Origin of the sequence: Rahnella sp. PD4 (assembly GCF_049199325.1) — a bacterium.
Lineage (GTDB): Bacteria > Pseudomonadota > Gammaproteobacteria > Enterobacterales > Enterobacteriaceae > Rahnella > Rahnella perminowiae.
Map to the genome: position 1 here is coordinate 597651 of NZ_JBLZQF010000003.1, position 19452 is coordinate 617102.

Here is a 19452-nt window from a genome sequence, read left to right on the forward strand (position 1 = left end):
CCTATGGCACGAAAAACCAAATCACAGGCGCTGGAAACCAGACAACACATTCTGGATGCTGCTGTGCGCGAATTTTCTGCCCGTGGGGTATCGTCGACATCACTGACTGATATTGCTAATGCAGCCGGTGTGACGCGGGGCGCAATTTATTGGCATTTCAGGAACAAAGTGGAACTGTTTAACGCGATCTGGGAAGCTTATGAATCCCGGATAAAAGTGCTCGAAGTAGAGTATCAGACAAAGTTTCCGAATAATCCACTGCGTATTTTGCGCGAAATCCTTATTTACATACTGGTCGCCACCGTCACGGATAGCCAGCGTAAGGCATTGATGGAGATTATATTCCATAAATGTGAATTTGTTGGGGAGATGACTTCAGTCCATGAAGCCCGTAAAGCGCTCTATATGGAAGGGTACGGTAAAATCGAACGTATTCTCCTGCGCTGTATAGACGAAAAGCAACTACCCGCTAATCTTGATACCCGCCAGGCTGCCATTATTTTACGTGCCTATCTGACCGGCTTAATGGAAAACTGGTTATTTATCCCTGAAAGCTTTGATTTAGAAGGTAATGCCGGGAAATTTGTGGATACCTATATTGATATGTTGCGACACTCGTCCTTTCTCGCCGTAGTAAAGTAACGCTCTGATACTTTCTCCTGTATTAATAAGCCTGCAAATTTTTTCTCCTGTTGATGATTAAATAACCACCCTGATGTTGTATTCAGATACGCTTTTCTCCTTCCTTTCATTGTTAACACTGTTATTGTCGTTACCATATTATTCATTTGGTAAATGAGTTGGCACAGACGTATGTGTATCCGGTTTTTGACCGCTTTTTCTGATGTAATTTCTCCCCGCAAAAAAAAGGGGATGACAGGGTTTTTTACGGGGATGATTTGCATTGCCCTGTTTCTTTTCTCCCTTCCCGGTCACGCGGCCAGTAATGATATTCCCAGCCGGAATGAAGTTCAGAACCAGCTTGATGCATTAAATCGCCAAAAAAACCTGACGCCGGTCGATAAACTTTCGCAACAGGATCTGATCCACACGCTGGAATATCTTGATGCGCTTGACCGGGTGAAGCAGGAAGTTAATCAGCTGCAAAAACAGGTCGCTGAAGCTCCGCAAAAATTGCGTAGCGCGATGGATGGCCTGGATCAAATCAAAAACAACCCGAAAGATGATGCGAATAAAGCGCAGCTTTCTGCGCTGTCGCTGCGTCAGTTGGAAAATCGTCTTAACGATACGCTCGATGATCTTCAGTCCTCTCAGGAAGATTTATCGACGTTTAATACCCAACTGATTTCCCTGCAAACCCAGCCGGAACGTGTACAAAACGCGATGTACACCTATTCACTGGCCATCCAGAAAATTCGTAATCAGCTCAACGGGATGTCGCCCGGTCAGCAGGATCTCCGGACTACTCAGCAAAATATGCTGGTGACGCAACAGGCGTTGCTGACTGCGCAGATTGATCTGCAACGCAAGAGCCTTGAAGCCAACACGACGTTGCAGGATCTCCTGCAAAAACAACGCGATTACACCAATGCACACATCAGTCAGTTGGAACATACCGCACAATTGTTGCAGGAAGTGGTCAACGGAAAACGGCTGATTTTGTCTGAACGTACGGCAAAAGAAGCCCAGAGTCCGGATGACACCTCTAACATCCAAAATGATCCGCTGGTCGCGCAGGAACTGGGGATTAACCGTCAGCTCAGTGAACGCCTGATTGCCGCAACGGAAGAGGGCAATCAGTTGGTGCAAAAAAACATCACGGTGAAAAACTGGCTCGACCGTTCGGCTCAGGCTGAGCATGACCTCAAAGAGCAAATCACTGTGCTGAAGGGCAGTTTATTACTGTCGCGCATTTTGTATCAGCAACAGCAAAATACCATTCCGCCTTCCGGCCTGATAACCGACATGAGCACACATATTGCCGATCTGCGTCTTGAACAATTCAAGATCAATCAGCAGCGTGATGCCTTATTCCAGGGCGACAGTTATATTCAGGGCGTTGTCAGCAGCAGTAAAGAAACCATTAATGGCGATATCAGCGATGCGCTGGATCAGATTGTCGACATGCGACGGGAGTTGCTTGATCAACTGAATAAACAACTCGGTAATCAGCTTTCGCTGGCCATCAGCTTACAGATTAACCAGCAACAATTACTGAGCATCAATCAGTCGCTGACCGAAACGCTGACCCAGCAAATTTTTTGGGTGAGCAGCAACAAACCGATGAACTGGGAGTTCATCAAGTCTCTGCCCGATGAAGTGAAAAATCAGCTGAGCGGCCTGCATGTCAGTATTCCGCCGGGCGAACTGATGCTGGGTGCACTGCATTCTCTGCCGGTGACCATCCCGCTGTTAACTGTCATTTTGTTGCTGTTATGGCGCCGGAAATATATCAATCAGCGGATTGAAATGCTGGGTAAAGATGTCGGACAGCTCAAGCGGGACAGCCAGTTGCATACACCGCAGGCGCTGGCATTGATGGCACTGAATGTGTTGCCGGGCGTCCTGCTTATACTCGGCATCGGCTACTGGCTTTCAGTGTGTGATATCGATCCGAGTGATTTCTTATGGACACTGGCGCAACGGCTGGCGGTTTTCCTGCTGGTGATGGGCTTTTGTTATCGCATTCTCAAACCTGGCAGCATAAATGAACGGCACTTTACTATGCCGGCAACCACCTGTGCTCACTATCGTCGTTCTGTCATTCGTCTGAGTCTGATGATGTTGCCCGTGATTTTCTGGTCGGTACGCGGTGAGAAAGCGCCGCTCGGGCTGGTGGATGACATCATCGGTCAGGTCGTGATTTTCCTGACAATGCTTGCTCTGGCCGTTCTGGTCTTCCCGATTGCGCGTGATGGCTGGCGTGAAAAAGATTCACACAGTATTCGTCTGGTGGTGGTGACGGCCATTGCGCTGGCACCGCTTTTCTTTGTCGGATTGATGGTCACCGGTTATTTTTACACCACGCTGCGTCTGGCTGGCCGCTGGATTGACAGCCTTTATCTGCTGATTTTCTGGAACATTACCTATCTCACGGCATTGCGTGGATTAAGCGTGGCCGCACGGCGCCTGGCTTATCGCCGAGCGCTGGCGCGACGCCAGACCATAGCGGCGAAAGATGGCGCGGAAGGCAGCGAGCCGGTCGAAGAGTCGCAGATCGGGTTAGATCAGATCAACCAACAGTCATTGCGCCTGACCACGATGGGTCTGTTCTTTATTTTCGCGACCATATTCTACTGGATCTGGTCGGATTTACTGACGGTCATTTCGTATCTGGACAGCATTACCTTATGGCATTACTCCAGCACGGTAGCGGGTGCGGTCATTCAGCAAACGGTGACGCTGGGTAATTTACTGCTCGGTTTTCTGGCGGTGATTGTGGCCTATGTGTTAACACGAAACTTACCGGGGCTGCTTGAAGTCGTCGTGCTATCACGGCTGCAATTGCGGCAGGGGACGTCCTATGCCATCACGACTATCCTGACCTATTCGATTACGGTGATTGGCGCAGTCACGGCACTCGGATCGCTCGGCGTCTCGTGGGATAAATTGCAATGGCTGGTGGCAGCGCTGTCGGTCGGGCTCGGCTTTGGTTTGCAGGAGATCTTCGCGAACTTTGTTTCAGGTCTGATCATACTTTTCGAACGTCCGGTACGTATTGGCGATACCGTCACCATCGGGACATTCTCGGGCACCGTCAGCCGCATCCGTATCCGTGCGACCACGATGATCGATTTTGACCGCAAAGAAGTGATCATCCCGAATAAAGCCTTTGTGACTGAGCGGCTGATTAACTGGTCGCTGAGCGATACCGTCACCCGGGTGTTAGTCAAAATTGGCGTGGCGTATGGTTCTGATCTCGACAAAGTGAAGGAAATTTTATTGCAGGCGGCACATGAAAACTCTCGTGTGATGAGTGACCCCGCGCCCTTGGTGTTCTTCCTCAATTTCGGAGCCAGTACGCTTGATCATGAGCTACGGGTGTATGTGCGTGAGCTGGGGGATCGCAGTTATACCGTGGATGAACTCAACCGCAGCATTGATAAGCTGTGCCGCGAGAACAACATTAATATCGCGTTCAATCAGCTGGAAGTGTATCTGCATAATCAGGACGGTAGCGAAGTTCAGGAAGTGAAAAGGGTGCTGAGACAGCCCGGCGATCAGCAGGACCATTTCTCACCGGTCTGAGGCGTAGCGTGCCAGTCAGGGGAAAGCGACGGGTTCCCCTGAAACAGGCAGCCGGCTGGCTTAAAGGTAGCTGATCGACAGCGTACTTTTACTGTTCTTTAACTTTTCCTGATAATCGCGATGTACAATTTCCAGCGCCGCAAGAGCGGTTTCAGGGGCAATCTCATTGCACTCAAGCAGGTAAATCAAATCGACAGCAAGCTGAAGTTCGGGGGGCGCATTTTCTACGGACATATAGGCCAACGTTATGATTAGCAGGTTTTGGACTTACTATTATAGATAAGAAAAGGCTTAGCCTGAATGCCGGATTAAAAAAATGTGATAAAGATTCAAAAACCTTTTTCCTGCCGCTCGATTTGTCTCTCAATTTTGGCCAGTGCCTGCCGACAACGCATTAAACGTCCTTCGAGTGCTGCCAGCTCCTTCTGCACCCGCTGCTGATCGCTGAATGTAGCCAGCTGGCCCAGCGTCGTCTCCCGGTCTTCAATCATCGCGATCAGACGCCGCTCGAACTGCTGAGTTTCCGCCAGTTTGGTATAATTATCATGGCTTTTGCGTTCGGGTGCCTGGTGTATTTTACGCAAAGACTGGGTCGCCAGTTCGCGCTGCATGGCGGTAATTTGTGCCACCAGCCGTTCAGCAATAAATGCCACCTGTGCGGAACGTTTCTCGAGTACTTCCTGATTAAGTTGCTGCAAATTGGTTTTAATTTCTGCCAGATAGTCGCGCAACCGGGTACCTTTGGTTGAGAAAAGTGCGACATCAAACCGCGCCTGCGAGGCGGAAACATGGCCGATCGGTTCAATTTCCCTGGCCAGTGTTTCGATCTGCTGATCGAGGACATGTAAAATTCGTTCTGTGCTCACGATAATCTCCCTTAAACTCTGGCGTAGCTTACCGGTATGCCAGCTTCTGCGCACTTGTTTACACTGAGAATCCGCAAACCGGCTACACAGTCTGTTTGAAACCGAAGGAAATGCATGAAACGCGTACTACTGATTATCCTAGGCTGGTTGTGTGTGGTGCTGGCGACGCTCGGGGTGGTGCTACCGCTGTTGCCGACGACCCCCTTTTTACTGCTTGCCGTCTGGTGCTTTGCCCGCTCATCACCACGCTTTCATCAGTGGTTATTGTATCGCTCATGGTTTGGCAGCTATCTGCGCCACTGGCAGACACATCGCGCATTACCGAAAGGTGTAAAACCGAAAGCGATCGTACTGATTGTGGTGAGTCTCTCGGTTTCGATCTATTTTGTGCCGTTATTGTGGGTGCGTATTTTACTGGTTTGCATGATGTTTGCGTTACTGATCATGATGTGGCGATTACCAGTGGTTGACCTTGAGCAATAAAACAGGCGATCATGTCCGGCTGCGGGTTGCTTTTTAAAGCAGCTTTGCATAGATTTGGGCATCTCGTACGTCGGTGCGCTCCCAATTTCCTTCCTTGAACGACATGCTTTATCACGGCATGACGGGGGACATTTGACCGCCCGCGTTTAAGTATGAACAGCAGCTTTATCAGGCAATTAACATTATGACCGCTACCGCACAGCAGCTACAGTTTATTAAAGACAGTATTAAAACCATCCCTGACTATCCTAAGCCAGGCATACTGTTCCGTGACGTCACCAGCTTGCTGGAAGACCCAAAAGCTTACGCTGCAAGCATTCAGTTACTGGCTGATCGTTACCGTGATGCCGGCGTCACCAAAGTGGTAGGCACCGAAGCGCGGGGCTTCCTGTTTGGCGCACCGGTTGCGCTGGTTCTGGGCGTGGGCTTTGTTCCCGTGCGTAAGCCGGGCAAGTTACCGCGTGAAACCATCAGCGAAACCTACGATCTGGAATACGGTACTGACAGCCTTGAAATCCACGTTGATGCTATTCAGCCTGGCGAAAAAATTCTGGTGATCGACGATTTGCTGGCAACGGGTGGCACGATTGAAGCCACGGCGAAACTGATCCGCCGTCTGGGCGGGGAAGTGACCGATGCCGCATTCATCATCAATCTGCCGGAACTGGGCGGTGAAAAACGCCTGAATGATTCAAATATCAACTGTTACAGCCTGGTCTGTTTCGACGGCCACTGATTTTTACCCGTTGGTAATGAACTGGCCTCGCCGTTAACGCGAGGCCTTTTGCTTTCTGCGCCGTTATTTCCCGCTTTCTCCGGTCCAGACCACCATGACTTTATCCTCACCTTGCTGACGGCTGAAGGCATAATATTGCGCGGTTTGCTGTGATTTCTGCACGCCTGCGCCAACCGCGGGGTGTTGTTCCCTGAACGTTCCCAGTTTTTGCCAGTGCCTGAGTAAAGCCTGTTTCGGGCCAGTCAGTTCATGCCAGTTCATGTCGGACCGCGTTCCTTGTAAAGGATCTGAACCCGTCGGGCCAAACTGACGGCCACTTTCATCGCCGTAATAAATCTGTACCGCGCCCGGTGCCAGTAATAATAAATCTGCGGCACGCTGCTGTAATGCCAGAGACTCTCTGGCATCGGCAGTGAAAAACAGCCGGGTATCATGTGATGACAAATAACTGAGAACGTTAAAATCCCGCATTTTCTCCGCCATCTGCTGATAAGTTGTGTCGATATTGGCAAAACAACTCAGCGCCGCTGCTGCCTGATCCTGAAAATCAAAATTAATCATGGCATCAAATCCACTGGCGTAATAATCGCTTTTCATCACGCCATGACCCCACGCCTCGCCGGTCATCCAGAATGGCGCGTCATCAAGCACCTTTGAAGGATTGGCGGCTTTCCATTGTTTCAGGGCTTCGGCTGAACGCTCTTTAAGTAAGGCCAGTGTTGATTTTTCGACGTGTTTGGCGGTATCCACACGGAACCCGTCTATGCCGTAGTCCCGTACCCACTGACTGAGCCAGGTGACCAGATAATCACGCGGTGTTGCACCGGGAATTTCACGTGCGGCCGTATCGGGTTTGTTGCGATAGAAAACGGGCAGGCCGCTGACCTGACTGGATTCCGTTTTAATATCCGGCAGGAAGGCTAATGACATGGTCAGATCGTCATAACCGGGCGAGTCATAATCGCCAATGTCGGTACGGATCCATTTTTCACCCCACCAGGTACGCCAGCCGTCCTTGTCGCCGAAATTGATATAATCATTAAAGCTGTGCCAGTTCTGACCAGGGCCGGGCTTCCAGTCCGTCCAGTTTTTGCCGAGCATTTTTGCGATATCATCACCTTTCAGATACAACGAGCCAAAATGGAAGGTTTGCATATCCGCCAGCGTGGCGTAACCGGTGTGATTGACGACAACGTCAAATAAAATGCGGATCCCACGCCGGTGGGCTTCACTGACCAGCTTTTGCAAATCTTCCCCGGTACCCATATTGGCATCGAGTTTTGTCCAGTCGAGGGTGTAATAGCCATGATAGGCATAATGCGGAAAATCGCCTTTGGTGCCGCCGCCAACCCAACCGTGGATCTGTTCGAGCGGCGAACTGATCCACAGCGCGTTAACGCCCAGCTGTTGCAGATAATCGAGTTTGGTTGTGAGTCCGGCCAGATCGCCACCGTGGAAAGTACCGATTTCCTGCAGGCCGTCATTGTGGCGACCATAGCTGTGATCGTTTTCCGGATTGCCGTTTTCGAAACGATCGGTCAGTACAAAATACACCGTGGCATTTTTCCAGTTGAATGTGGCTGGCGTTTTACGCTCTGCTGATTCCAGTAACAGCAAACCCCCGCTGGCCGGGTCGGGCATCATGGTGATGTGGCCTTTTGTTACTGTGGCGCTCTGGCCGGAATAAAAATCGCGAACAGTTTCACCCTCAGCAAAAGTGCCGGAGACATCGACAATCAGCGGTTTCCCATCCTGACGCGGGCAGGTTTTCGCCACGGCAGCGACAGATTCCTCCGCCGTATTCAGACTGAGCTGAAGCGTAGGCGTACCGCTGCGGGTATCAATTCGAACCTGATAATCTCCGGAGCGGAACTGTTTCCAGTAAACCGGCGGGTGGCTTTTGCAGGGTTGCAGCGACAGCACCTCGTTAAGCTTTATCGCGGTAGACGGTTGCCAGCACTGATTATCCTGATGTAATTCAAGCGTACGTTGCCCTTTTGGTAACGTGGTGTGGCTGGTGAATATGCCGCTGACCGGTTCGGCGAAACCGGGAAAGCCTTGCAGCGTCCAGCTGGCCTGTGCGGCGGGGCAAACGAGCAATAATAAAGGCAGTGTCAGGGGTTTCATGGCTCTCCTTACAAAAGGCAGGAAGCATTATCAGAACAGAGGTGAATCCAGTTTAGTAAGTGCGCAAAATTTGCCCTCATCCTGTGAGACGAATTGTCAGGAGGAGAAGGAAGGGGGAGAAACTGCGACGCGGTATGCAAAAGTAAAGTAATAGGAATGAGGGCGACCCTGCTGGTACACTATGCAGTGGCAGTCTGGCTCAGGCATCATTATGCTGAGTCTTCAGTCTCCGTTTCGCAGACCCGCGCAGAAAGACGGGTTAAACGATGTTTTTTCGTGTATCGTCAAATTAATCATTATAAATCAACGATGAAGTGTTAATGAGCTATCAGGTTCTTGCCCGTAAGTGGCGCCCCCAAACTTTTGCCGACGTCGTCGGACAGGAACATGTGCTGACCGCACTGGCCAATGGCCTGTCGCTCGGGCGCATCCATCACGCCTACCTGTTTTCCGGTACCCGTGGCGTGGGCAAAACCACCATCGCCCGCCTGCTGGCGAAAGGGCTTAACTGCGAAACCGGGATCACCTCCACGCCTTGTGGCGTGTGCGATAACTGCCGTGAAATCGAGCAGGGCCGTTTTGTCGATCTGATTGAGATCGATGCCGCATCGCGTACTAAAGTCGAAGACACCCGCGATTTGCTGGATAACGTGCAATACGCACCGGCGCGTGGCCGCTTCAAAGTTTACCTGATTGACGAAGTGCACATGCTTTCGCGTCATAGCTTCAACGCGCTGTTGAAAACGCTGGAAGAGCCGCCTGCACACGTCAAATTCCTGCTGGCGACCACGGATCCGCAAAAGCTGCCGGTCACCATTTTATCGCGTTGTTTGCAGTTCCATCTGAAAGCGCTGGATGCTGAACAGATCCGCAAACAGCTCGAACATGTATTAACGCAGGAAACCATCACCACTGAGCCGCGTGCCTTACAACTGCTTTCCCGCGCTGCCGACGGCAGTATGCGTGATGCGTTAAGTCTCACCGATCAGGCAATCGCGATGGGGCAGGGTGCCGTCACCACTGAAACCGTGGCACAAATGCTTGGTACGCTGGACGACGAGCAGCCGCTGGCCATGCTCGAAGCGCTGGTCAGCGCCGACGGTAGTCAGATGATGGCGCAGGTCGAACAGGCCGCATCCCGTGGGGTCGACTGGGAAAATTTGTTGGTGGAGACGCTGGCGCTGCTGCACCGTATTGCAATGGTTCAGCTCCTGCCGTCTGTGCTGGATAATCATTACGCAGCTATTGAGCAACGCCTGCGTGAGCTCGCGCGTGTTATTCCGCCAGCTGATGTGCAGCTTTATTATCAGACTTTACTGATTGGCCGCAAAGAGCTGGCGTATGCGCCCGACAAACGCATGGGCGTCGAAATGACGCTGCTGCGCGCTCTGGCCTTCCATCCGAAAGTGATTATTGCTGAACCGGCTCCGCAACCCGTCGCAGCCCCGGTAAACGTGGCGACACCAGCGCCATCGCAACCGGCAGCGCCGCGTAACGCACCGCCGCAACCAAACTATAATGCTCCGCCGCCGGGGAATGCAGAACCGGCGGCGATGCCGGATACCACTGCGCAACTTCTACAGGCGCGAACACAATTGCTCAGGCAGGGGAGTACCACCCCAAAAAAAGCTGAGCCGGCAGCGCCAGGAAAAGCGCGGCCGGCAACCTCAGCACTGGAGCGCCTCGCTTCGGTGACTGAACGTGCGCAGACATTGGCCGTGAAGAAAGAGCCCGCCGCGCCAATAAAAGAAGAAGCCTATCGCTGGAAAGCGATGACGGAACCGGAAGTCGCACCGGAACCGGTGGCGACGCCGAAAGCGTTGCGCACCGCGCTCGAACATGAAAAATCGCCGGAACTGGCTTCCCGTCTGGCAGAAGAAGCAACTGAACGTGATGAATGGGCGGCTGAAATCAGCCGGATGTCCATTCCGAAACTGGTGCAACAACTGGCGCTGAATGCCTACCGCGAGCAACCGGAACCGGGCAAAATCTGCCTGCATCTGCGTTCGTCGCAAAAGCACCTGAATTCGCCGTCTGCACAAAAGGTACTGACGGAGGCCTTATCGGCACTGCATCAGATGCCGGTTGAACTGACCGTGCTGGAAGATGATAATCTGGCGGTGAAGACGCCGCTGGAATGGCGACAGGCCATTTATGAAGAAAAACTGGCGCAGGCGCGTCAGTCTATTATTGCGGATAACAACATTCAGACTTTGCGCCGTTTCTTCGACGCGGAGCTGGATGAAGAAAGTATTCGCCCAATTTAAACGCCGCGATTGTGACGCGGCCATTGCTGAGAGAGAAGACTATGTTTGGAAAAGGCGGCATTGGTAACCTGATGAAACAGGCCCAGCAAATGCAGGAAAAAATGCAACAGGCTCAGGCGGAAATCGCTCAGCTGGAAGTGACCGGTGAATCAGGTGCGGGTCTGGTGAAAATCACCATCAACGGTGCGCATAACGTGCGTCGTGTTGAAATTGATCCAAGCCTGCTGGAAGACGATAAAGATATGCTGGAAGACCTGATCGCTGCGGCGTTCAACGATGCAGCACGCCGTATCGATGAAACTCAGAAAGAAAAAATGGCAGCCGTGTCTGGCGGTATGCAATTGCCACCAGGCTTTAAGATGCCGTTCTGATGCAAACCAGCCCTCTCCTTGAATCTTTAATGGAGGCGTTGCGTTGCCTGCCGGGCGTTGGCCCGAAGTCCGCGCAACGAATGGCATTCCAGTTGTTGCAACGTGATCGCAGCGGCGGAATGCGGCTGGCACAGTCTTTAACGCGTGCCATGTCTGAGATCGGCCATTGCGCCGATTGCCGTACCTTCACCGAGCAGGAAATCTGTACTATTTGTGCCAACCCACGGCGCAAAGAAAATGGTCAGATTTGTGTGGTGGAAAGTCCGGCTGATATTCATGCGATAGAACAAACCGGTCAGTTCTCTGGTCGCTATTTTGTGCTGATGGGCCACCTGTCCCCCCTTGATGGCATCGGGCCTGACGACATCGGTTTAGGTCGCCTGGAAGAACGACTTGAAAGTGAAAATATTCAGGAAGTGATCCTCGCGACTAACCCGACGGTTGAAGGTGAGGCGACCGCCAACTATATCGCTGAAATGTGCGGCCAGTACGGTGTGCTGGCCAGCCGCATCGCGCATGGTGTGCCGGTTGGTGGTGAACTGGATATGGTGGACGGTACCACGCTGTCCCATTCCCTCGCCGGACGTCATCCCTTCCGGTTCTGACTGTCGACTGTCATGCGGGCGCGATTCTCTGCGCCCCGTTTTGTTCCGTTATCCCTCTGCATTTCTTCTTAAAAATTTTTCCCTGCGCTTGAAAAGCCTGACGCGTAACCCCACTTATTCCTCAACGTCTGATTTGGTCAATAACAGTATCTGGATTGAGGTAATTTGATGAGTATGAAAGGACAAGAGACACGCGGATTCCAGTCTGAAGTAAAACAACTGCTTCATCTGATGATCCATTCCCTGTATTCAAACAAAGAAATTTTCCTGCGGGAGCTGATTTCTAACGCCTCCGATGCCGCTGATAAACTGCGTTTCCGCGCATTATCTGCGCCTGAACTTTATGAAGGTGATGGCGAGCTGCATGTCCGTCTGGCATTTGATAAAGAAAAACGCACCCTGACGTTGAGTGATAACGGTATCGGTATGAGCCGTGATGAAGTGATTGATAACCTCGGGACAATCGCTAAATCCGGTACCAAAGCCTTCCTGCAATCTGTCGGTTCGGAACAGGCGAAAGACAGCCAACTGATTGGTCAGTTTGGTGTGGGATTCTACTCTGCCTTTATCGTGGCAGACAAAGTCACCGTGCGCACCCGTGCAGCCGGTGCCAGCGCTGAAGAAGGCGTATTCTGGGAATCTGCCGGTGAAGGTGAATACACCCTGGCGGATATCGAGAAAGCCGATCGCGGCACTGAAATCACTTTGCACCTGCGCGAAGATCAGGACGAATTCCTTGATGACTGGCGCGTACGCTCCATTATCAGCAAATATTCCGACCATATTGCGTTGCCGGTGGAAGTCGAAACCCGTAACGAAGAAGACGGCACCGTAACCTGGGAACAAATTAACAAGGCGCAGGCCCTGTGGACGCGCGGTAAAGCGGAAGTCACGGACGAAGAATATAAAGAATTCTACAAACATATTTCTCATGATTTCAGCGATCCGCTGAGCTGGAGCCACAACCGCGTTGAAGGTAAGCAGGAATACACCAGCCTGCTGTATATCCCTTCACAGGCACCGTGGGATATGTGGAATCGTGATCATAAACACGGCCTGAAACTGTATGTTCAGCGCGTGTTTATCATGGACGAAGCCGAGCAGTTCATGCCGAACTACCTGCGTTTCGTGCGTGGTCTGATAGATTCCAACGATCTGCCGCTGAACGTATCCCGTGAAATTCTGCAGGACAGCCGCATTACTCAGAATCTGCGCAGTGCGCTGACCAAACGCGTTCTGCAAATGCTGGAAAAACTGGCCAAAGATGACAATGAAAAATACCTGCAATTCTGGAAACAGTTTGGTCTGGTATTGAAAGAAGGCCCGGCAGAAGACGGTGCGAACAAAGAAACGATCGCCAAACTGCTACGTTTCGCCAGCACCCGCAACGACAGCAGTGAGCAGACGTTGTCGCTGGAAGACTATGTGACGGCGATGGTAGAAGGTCAGGACAAAATTTATTACATCACTGCCGACAGTTATGCGGCGGCGAAGAGCAGTCCGCACCTGGAATTGTTCCGCAAAAAAGGCATTGAAGTCCTGTTGTTGTCTGACCGCATCGACGAGTGGATGATGAGCTACCTCACTGAGTTTGAGGGTAAAGTCTTCCAGTCCGTCAGCAAGGCCGACGAGTCACTGGATAAACTGGCTGACGAAGAAAACGAACAGCAGAAAGAAGCCGAAAAAGCGCTGGAGCCGTTTGTTGAGCGTGTGAAAACCCTGCTGGGTGACCGTGTGAAAGAAGTGCGTCTGACGCACCGTCTGACTGATACACCGGCTATCGTCACCACGGGCGCTGACGAAATGACCACGCAAATGGCAAAACTGTTCGCGGCGGCCGGTCAGGACGCGCCGGAAGTCAAATATATCTTTGAGCTTAACCCGGAGCATGCGCTGGTAAAACGTGCTTCGGACGTCGCTGATGAGACTCAGTTCAGTGAGTGGATTGAACTGCTGCTGGATCAGGCACTGTTCGCCGAACGCGGCACGCTGGAAGATCCAAACCTGTTCATCCGTCGTATGAATACGTTGCTTCAGGCGTAATTTGCACATTGAACCGTAAACCGGAAGGGTGTCGTTAACACGACACCCTTTTTTTGTCTGTAAAAGACCCCGATTTCATGTTGTCGTGTGGTTTTGCACTGCAGGCGGTACAACGCTTCTGCTGGCCGTAGCCAGCCCGAAACAGGGGATAAAACGCCAGTCTGCACCGGCTTAACCCCCATTTCAGCAGGGCTTGTTCCTTGAGCAAAAGTGCTCAGAATGGTATGGTTGAGCGTTTTTCGAGATTCATAAAAATTACATGCAAGGGGATTTACGCAATGCGTATCATTCTGCTGGGCGCTCCGGGCGCAGGTAAGGGTACTCAGGCTCAATTCATCATGGAGAAATTTGGTATTCCGCAAATTTCTACCGGTGATATGTTGCGCGCCGCTGTGAAGGCCGGAAGTGAACTCGGCAAGAAAGCAAAAGAGATTATGGATGCGGGTAAACTGGTGACCGATGAATTGGTTATCGCACTGGTGAAAGAGCGTATTCAGCAGGAAGATTGCCGCAAGGGTTTCCTGTTAGACGGTTTCCCTCGTACCATTCCGCAGGCTGATGCCATGAAAGACGCGGGCATCAAAGTTGATTATGTGCTGGAATTCGATGTGCCGGACGAACTGATCGTCGATCGCATCGTAGGTCGTCGCGTACACCCTGGCTCTGGCCGTGTGTACCACATCCAGTACAATCCGCCGAAAGTGGAAGGTAAAGACGATGTCACCGGTGAAGAACTGATCACCCGTAAAGACGATCAGGAAGAAACCGTGCGTAAACGTCTGGTGGAATACCATGAACTGACGGAGCCGCTGGTGTCTTATTACAGCAAAGAAGCCGAAGCGGGCAACACCAGATACGTCAAAATTGACGGCACACAGCAGGTCTCTGCTGTGCGTGACGAACTGGCTGCCATCCTCAGCTGATCGTCTGCTCTGCACGCCATCACGGGGTGACTTCGGTCGCCCCGTTTGTATTTTAAGGCTCCTCACCTTCCTCATAACCCCAATATTCCAAGTGGCAGAACGGCGGCAAGCGGGCGGAGCCCCGATGAGCTTACTAAAGTAAGTGATTCGGGTGAGTGAACGTAGCCAATGTATCAGCCTTTGAAATAGAAAGGGTATTAATAACAATTCGCATTGATAGCTTCTGCCGTTGTTCCGATCGTCATTGTTTTCGTTACAATGGCCTGCGCTTCTTTACTGCATCTCCAAATAAACGGTGGCGCCCATAACTTTTTGCACTGGCTTCAGTGCCTTCAATTTAGGAAATTCAGCATGACGCAGACCAAATTCGGTGTTCTTCTGGTCAACCTCGGGACTCCGGAGGCTCCGACTCCGCAGGCCGTTAAAAAATATCTGGCTGAATTTTTGAGTGATATTCGTGTGGTTGATACACCCCGTTGGCTGTGGTGGCCTGTACTGAATTTAGTGATCCTGCCGCTGCGTTCTCCACGTGTGTCCAAACTGTACAAAGCCGTGTGGATGGAAGAAGGTTCACCGCTGATGGTATATAGCCGTCGTCAGCAGAAAGCTCTGGCAGAACGCCTGCCGGGTACGCCGGTCGAGCTGGCCATGAGCTACGGTAAGCCGGGCATGAAAGAGCCTATTGAAAAACTACTGGCGCAGGGGGTGACCAAAATGGTGGTGTTGCCGTTGTATCCGCAATACTCCTGCTCCACCAGTGCTGCAGTTTTTGACGGTGTTGCGCGCGTGCTGAAATCGCAGCGTCGTCTGCCTTCAATGAGCTTTATCCGTGATTACGCCACGCATCCGGCGTACATTTCCGCACTGAAAGCCAGCATCGAACGTTCGTTCGCTCTGCATGGCGAACCGGACCGTCTGGTGTTGTCCTTCCACGGTATTCCAAAGCGTTTTGTGGCGGAAGGTGATGACTATGAACAGCGTTGCCGCGATACCGTGCAGGCGCTCACAGACGCGTTGCAACTGCCTGTGGGCAAAATAATGCTGACTTTCCAGTCCCGCTTTGGTCGTGAGCCCTGGCTCACGCCATACACCGATGAAACACTGAAAGGCCTTCCTGCTCAGGGAGTTAAACATATTCAGATCCTTTGTCCGGGCTTCGCGGCAGACTGTCTCGAGACCCTGGAGGAAATTAAAGGCGAGAATCGTGAAGTTTTTATTCATGCAGGCGGCGAGCGCTTCGAATATATTGACGCCTTGAACGACCAGCCGGAGCATATTGATTTGCTGCAACAACTGGTCACTCAGCACTTCTGAATGAAGCCTGAGCTTTTTGAACTCCCCGAGAATAATGAATGAAATTTCCTGGTAAACGTAAGTCCAAACACTATTTTCCGGTCAGCGCGCGCGACCCTTTATTACGTGATTCTATGTTGCAGGACATGCTGCCGGAGTCAGAAGCCGGTGCTTCGTACATCACCGGCATTGACCAGACGATGGTCGATATCGAAGCGCGTGTTGATGAAAATTTTGTTGCCCGCTACGGGCTGACACCGGGTGAATCCAATATTCTTGATGATGAGATGTCGGAAACGCTGTATCAGGAACTGATGAGCAACGCGCTTATCACGCATCAGTTTGCGGGCGGCACCGTCGGTAACACGTTGCATAACTATTCGGTGCTGGCGGATGACCGCTCCGTTTTGCTTGGCGTAATGTGCAACAATGTCAAAATAGGTGATTATGCCTATCGCTATCTGTGCAACACCTCCAGCCGTGTGGATCTTAACTTCCTGCAAGGCGTGGACGGTGCAATTGGCCGCTGCTTTACCCTCATCAGTGACACTGGCGAACGTACCTTTGCTATCAGCCCCGGTAAAATGAACGATCTGCGTGCACAAAGCATACCGGAAGATGTGATTGCCGGTGCATCAGCACTGTTACTGACATCGTATCTGCTGCGCAGTAAGCCAGGTGAACCCATGCCGGAAGCGACTATGCAGGCGATTGAATACGCGAAAAAGTATCATGTGCCGGTGGTACTGACGCTGGGCACCCAGTACGTTATCGCGGAAGATCCCCAGGCATGGCGCGATTTCCTGCGTGATCACGTCTCGATCCTGGCAATGAACGAAGATGAGGGATTTGCGCTAACGGGTCTGAGGGATCCGCTGATGGCGGCTGATAAAGCGCTGGACTGGGTTGATTTGGTGCTGTGTACCGCCGGGCCAAACGGCCTGTTTATGGCGAGTTATACGGAAGAAGAATTCAAACGCACCACCCAACATCCACTGCTGCCTGGCGCAATAGCTGAATTTAACCAGTATGAATTTAGCCGCGCCATGCGCCATGACTGTTGCCGTCAACCGTTGAAGATTTATTCCCACATTGCACCCTATATGGGCGGGCCTGAAAAGATCATGAATACCAACGGAGCAGGAGACGGCGCGCTGTCAGCATTGCTGCATGATATTGCCGCGAATGGGTTCCACCGGACTTCAGTGCCGAATTCCAGCAAACATGCCCGTGAATATCTGACCTATTCCTCTCTGGCCCAGGTGTGCAAATATGCAAACCGCGTGAGTTATCAGGTGCTGAACCAGCATTCTCCGCGTCTGACGCGTGGCCTGCCGGAACGTGAAGACAGTCTTGAAGAAAGTTACTGGGAACGTTAAATAAACTAGGCGGGGATTTTCATCCCCGCCGATACTTTTTATCCGCAATAACCCCAACGAAGGTTTTTAGGTAGTGTTCCCCAGCTCTTAATGCAGACATCTTTATAATTGTTCAGACTGACGTTATAAATCGACCGACCGGATTTTGATTTCCCAATAACCTGAACATTTTTAGCCCCACGTGGCACTTCGACAGTGACGGTGTTGCCCAATGCCAGACGATGATCAATGGTTGCATTTGATCCGTCTTCCCGGACGTATTTAACTTTATAAATACCAATGTAACCGCCACCGTTTTTCAGTGTAACCCTGAAAGCATTTTCCTTAATGGTCTTATCTACCACGGAAAGTTTAAGTGGGATAGTGGCTTCCAACTTTTTCGTTTTCAGGTCGTTATCTGAAACCTCATAAATGGACAATTCTCTTTTAAGGTTATTAACTTCAACCAATAAAAATGTTTCTTTGAATGTCGCACCACTGTTGGCGTAATAGTCACCTACAGACATTTCATGAGTATGGCCGTTGAAAATAGCGGTAATATCATAATCGCTATTTTTCGCCGTCATCTGTTGCAGACGTGAACTTGCTGCACCCATATTTTTAATATGCGAAAGTAATATAACAGCTTTGCCTTGTTTACGGGCATCAGCGAGTTGTTGTTCCAGCCAGTCGACAGAAGGGGTGACTTTTACTGTATATTTGCGGGCATCTTTCATACTGAAGCCGCTAAATTCCTTGGTATATTCGGCATAGTTGTTCAGTTGGATAAAGCGAATGCCTGACATATCAAAGCTATAAGAGAAACTCCCAATATAGTTCGTCGATAGTGAAGGGAATGAATAACCTGAAATTACGTTGTAATCGATCGCATTAATATTTTTACGCGATTTAAGATTGTTGGTAAGTTCGCGGATACTGCGTACGGCACAGTTATTGGTGAAACAATCATTGACATTGTTTTCGTAGTCATGATTGCCTAGTCCATACCAGTAATCATGGTTAAGCGTTCCCAGGGCCTTTTTCATTTCTGACCACTGCCAGTCATGACCAAAATCCGTAATATCACCGTTAATGATGGTGCCCTTAAAGGCATCACCATAGGTGCTTTTCAGACTGTTGAGCACTTGGTACTGATTGTAGATTGCCGGTTTTGCCTGCTCTTCCTGGTCAACACCGTTGGGAGTACGGGCATACTGCGGATCAGAGGTAATCGCGTAATACTCAATCGGGTGAACAATTTTCCACCAGGTATTATCTTTATTATTTTCCGGATAATACCATTTGTTTTGCCCAGGCGCACCGTCTTGTTTAGCTTCAAAATAGTGACGACCATCCGACCAGTCCGCGTAGTAAATCTCACCTTTGGTCCCTGCTTCATTCCAGGTTTTAGGTGAACCGAGTGAACCAAAATGGGCAGTACTATTTCCCTGCTCATTTTTGATTTTTTCAGCCATTCGGGTTTTAAATGTCGTCAGCGACATTTCCACATCATCTACAGAGTCTGACAGTATTTCATACTTTTCAGTCTGTTTGCCGCCATGGGCGGTATAATTCACTTCACCGGAAGTAAAGGCATAATCCCCATTGCTGACATTATTTATCTGCGTAGGGGCGGACAATACAGGATATAAAGTATCTAACTTATCTGACATTACAGCATAGGTATCATTATCTGGCTCGATATTAGCCTCGCCAGACTCCACATCGACAGAAGGAACATTGTGTTCAGGATTTATGCAATTTAGTTGATCAGGGGCGGTTGTACCCTTATTGGCCTGTAGGGAATGTGTTTCGTTATTACGGGATATGCCGCCTATGTCCGTTGTTCCCGCCGGGGTTACTGCTCCTCCGGTTCCTGTATCATCGTTTCTGACGCTTACATCCGTTGAACGGGTGCAATTATAAGGGGTTATATCTGCGCTCGTTCCCGCCGGGACAGTTGCCCCCGATGGGATACCTGCACCGTCGCGCTGGACGGTTGCATCCATAGAGCTGGCGTTATTATGAGAGGTTATATCTATACTCGTTCCCGCCGGGACAGTTGCCCCCGATGGGATACCTGCACCGTCGCGCTGGACGGTTGCATCCATAGAGCTGGCGTTATTATGAGAGGTTATATCTATACTCGTTCCCGCCGGGACAGTTGCCCC

Annotated in this window: 15 protein-coding genes and 1 other annotated feature; of the genes, 11 read left to right on the forward strand and 4 right to left on the reverse strand. The window is 50.9% G+C overall.

From position 1 onward, the window contains the following. Window positions 1–3: 3 nt before the first annotated feature. Together acrR and mscK are read left to right on the forward strand one after the other, a co-directional pair. Window positions 4–642, forward strand: a complete 639-nt coding sequence (acrR, locus tag ACOZIO_RS11640; RefSeq protein WP_129952813.1) for a multidrug efflux transporter transcriptional repressor AcrR — start codon at window positions 4–6, stop codon at window positions 640–642. 171 nt (window positions 643–813) lie between these two features. Continuing rightward, entirely contained in the window at window positions 814–4209 is a 3396-nt protein-coding gene (gene mscK, locus ACOZIO_RS11645) for a mechanosensitive channel MscK (protein WP_129952812.1), read from the forward strand. Between the two features lie 60 nt (window positions 4210–4269). Here mscK and rsmS read toward each other — a convergent pair whose 3' ends face one another. Together rsmS and priC are read right to left on the reverse strand one after the other, a co-directional pair. Next, window positions 4270–4443, reverse strand: a complete 174-nt coding sequence (gene rsmS, locus ACOZIO_RS11650; RefSeq protein WP_129952811.1) for a pleiotropic regulatory protein RsmS — start codon at window positions 4441–4443, stop codon at window positions 4270–4272. A gap of 95 nt (window positions 4444–4538) precedes the next feature. After that, entirely contained in the window at window positions 4539–5075 is a 537-nt protein-coding gene (priC, locus tag ACOZIO_RS11655) for a primosomal replication protein PriC (protein WP_129992076.1), read from the reverse strand. Window positions 5076–5189: 114 nt separating this feature from the next. On the opposite strand from priC, the gene ACOZIO_RS11660 reads away from it, so the two are divergent. Continuing rightward, window positions 5190–5558 (forward strand): DUF454 family protein, encoded by a 369-nt coding sequence (locus tag ACOZIO_RS11660; protein ID WP_129952809.1) that lies wholly within the window; start codon window positions 5190–5192, stop codon window positions 5556–5558. A gap of 184 nt (window positions 5559–5742) precedes the next feature. Continuing rightward, window positions 5743–6294, forward strand: a complete 552-nt coding sequence (gene apt, locus ACOZIO_RS11665) for an adenine phosphoribosyltransferase (RefSeq protein WP_013576602.1) — start codon at window positions 5743–5745, stop codon at window positions 6292–6294. 63 nt (window positions 6295–6357) lie between these two features. On the opposite strand, the gene ACOZIO_RS11670 is transcribed toward apt, so the two are convergent. Next, window positions 6358–8421, reverse strand: coding sequence for an alpha-amylase (locus tag ACOZIO_RS11670; protein WP_421595287.1), 2064 nt, complete (start codon window positions 8419–8421; stop codon window positions 6358–6360). Window positions 8422–8741: 320 nt separating this feature from the next. On the opposite strand from ACOZIO_RS11670, the gene dnaX reads away from it, so the two are divergent. From dnaX to ACOZIO_RS11705, 7 genes are all read left to right on the forward strand, one after another. Then, window positions 8742–10688 carry a DNA polymerase III subunit gamma/tau gene (gene dnaX / locus ACOZIO_RS11675; protein WP_421595288.1) on the forward strand — a complete coding sequence of 649 codons (1947 nt, stop codon included), beginning with the start codon at window positions 8742–8744 and terminating at the stop codon, window positions 10686–10688. Then, window positions 10024–10088: a sequence feature (DnaX frameshifting element), on the forward strand. Its footprint overlaps the gene before it by 65 nt. Before the next feature lie 41 nt (window positions 10689–10729). Continuing rightward, window positions 10730–11059, forward strand: a complete 330-nt coding sequence (locus ACOZIO_RS11680) for a YbaB/EbfC family nucleoid-associated protein (protein WP_013576599.1) — start codon at window positions 10730–10732, stop codon at window positions 11057–11059. Then, window positions 11059–11664, forward strand: a complete 606-nt coding sequence (gene recR, locus ACOZIO_RS11685; protein ID WP_015698289.1) for a recombination mediator RecR — start codon at window positions 11059–11061, stop codon at window positions 11662–11664. Before ACOZIO_RS11680 ends, recR begins: the two co-directional genes overlap by 1 nt. A 174-nt stretch (window positions 11665–11838) precedes the next feature. After that, window positions 11839–13707 carry a molecular chaperone HtpG gene (gene htpG / locus ACOZIO_RS11690; RefSeq protein WP_165383732.1) on the forward strand — a complete coding sequence of 623 codons (1869 nt, stop codon included), beginning with the start codon at window positions 11839–11841 and terminating at the stop codon, window positions 13705–13707. Between the two features lie 278 nt (window positions 13708–13985). Further along, window positions 13986–14630, forward strand: a complete 645-nt coding sequence (gene adk, locus ACOZIO_RS11695) for an adenylate kinase (RefSeq protein ID WP_129952805.1) — start codon at window positions 13986–13988, stop codon at window positions 14628–14630. A 351-nt stretch (window positions 14631–14981) separates the two neighbouring features. Next, on the forward strand, window positions 14982–15944 hold the full coding sequence (gene hemH / locus ACOZIO_RS11700; protein ID WP_129992073.1) for a ferrochelatase: 963 nt from the start codon (window positions 14982–14984) through the stop codon (window positions 15942–15944). 38 nt (window positions 15945–15982) lie between these two features. Then, window positions 15983–17302 (forward strand): inosine/guanosine kinase, encoded by a 1320-nt coding sequence (locus tag ACOZIO_RS11705; RefSeq protein ID WP_129952803.1) that lies wholly within the window; start codon window positions 15983–15985, stop codon window positions 17300–17302. 38 nt (window positions 17303–17340) lie between these two features. On the opposite strand, the gene ACOZIO_RS11710 is transcribed toward ACOZIO_RS11705, so the two are convergent. Then, window positions 17341–19452 (reverse strand): metallophosphoesterase family protein (locus tag ACOZIO_RS11710; protein ID WP_421595289.1); only part of this gene is annotated, 2112 nt, incomplete at its 5' end.

What these genes read in the sequence shown, in the direction of transcription:
- mscK (WP_129952812.1), top strand. Translation starts at nt 814, where the DNA reads ATGTGTATCCGGTTTTTGACCGCTTTTTCTGATGTAATTTCTCCCCGC.
- ACOZIO_RS11705 (WP_129952803.1), top strand. Translation starts at nt 15,983, where the DNA reads ATGAAATTTCCTGGTAAACGTAAGTCCAAACACTATTTTCCGGTCAGC.
- rsmS (WP_129952811.1), bottom strand. Translation starts at nt 4,443, where the DNA reads ATGTCCGTAGAAAATGCGCCCCCCGAACTTCAGCTTGCTGTCGATTTG.
- ACOZIO_RS11680 (WP_013576599.1), top strand. Translation starts at nt 10,730, where the DNA reads ATGTTTGGAAAAGGCGGCATTGGTAACCTGATGAAACAGGCCCAGCAA.
- ACOZIO_RS11660 (WP_129952809.1), top strand. Translation starts at nt 5,190, where the DNA reads ATGAAACGCGTACTACTGATTATCCTAGGCTGGTTGTGTGTGGTGCTG.
- htpG (WP_165383732.1), top strand. Translation starts at nt 11,839, where the DNA reads ATGAAAGGACAAGAGACACGCGGATTCCAGTCTGAAGTAAAACAACTG.
- apt (WP_013576602.1), top strand. Translation starts at nt 5,743, where the DNA reads ATGACCGCTACCGCACAGCAGCTACAGTTTATTAAAGACAGTATTAAA.
- hemH (WP_129992073.1), top strand. Translation starts at nt 14,982, where the DNA reads ATGACGCAGACCAAATTCGGTGTTCTTCTGGTCAACCTCGGGACTCCG.
- dnaX (WP_421595288.1), top strand. Translation starts at nt 8,742, where the DNA reads ATGAGCTATCAGGTTCTTGCCCGTAAGTGGCGCCCCCAAACTTTTGCC.
- recR (WP_015698289.1), top strand. Translation starts at nt 11,059, where the DNA reads ATGCAAACCAGCCCTCTCCTTGAATCTTTAATGGAGGCGTTGCGTTGC.
- ACOZIO_RS11670 (WP_421595287.1), bottom strand. Translation starts at nt 8,421, where the DNA reads ATGAAACCCCTGACACTGCCTTTATTATTGCTCGTTTGCCCCGCCGCA.
- adk (WP_129952805.1), top strand. Translation starts at nt 13,986, where the DNA reads ATGCGTATCATTCTGCTGGGCGCTCCGGGCGCAGGTAAGGGTACTCAG.
- acrR (WP_129952813.1), top strand. Translation starts at nt 4, where the DNA reads ATGGCACGAAAAACCAAATCACAGGCGCTGGAAACCAGACAACACATT.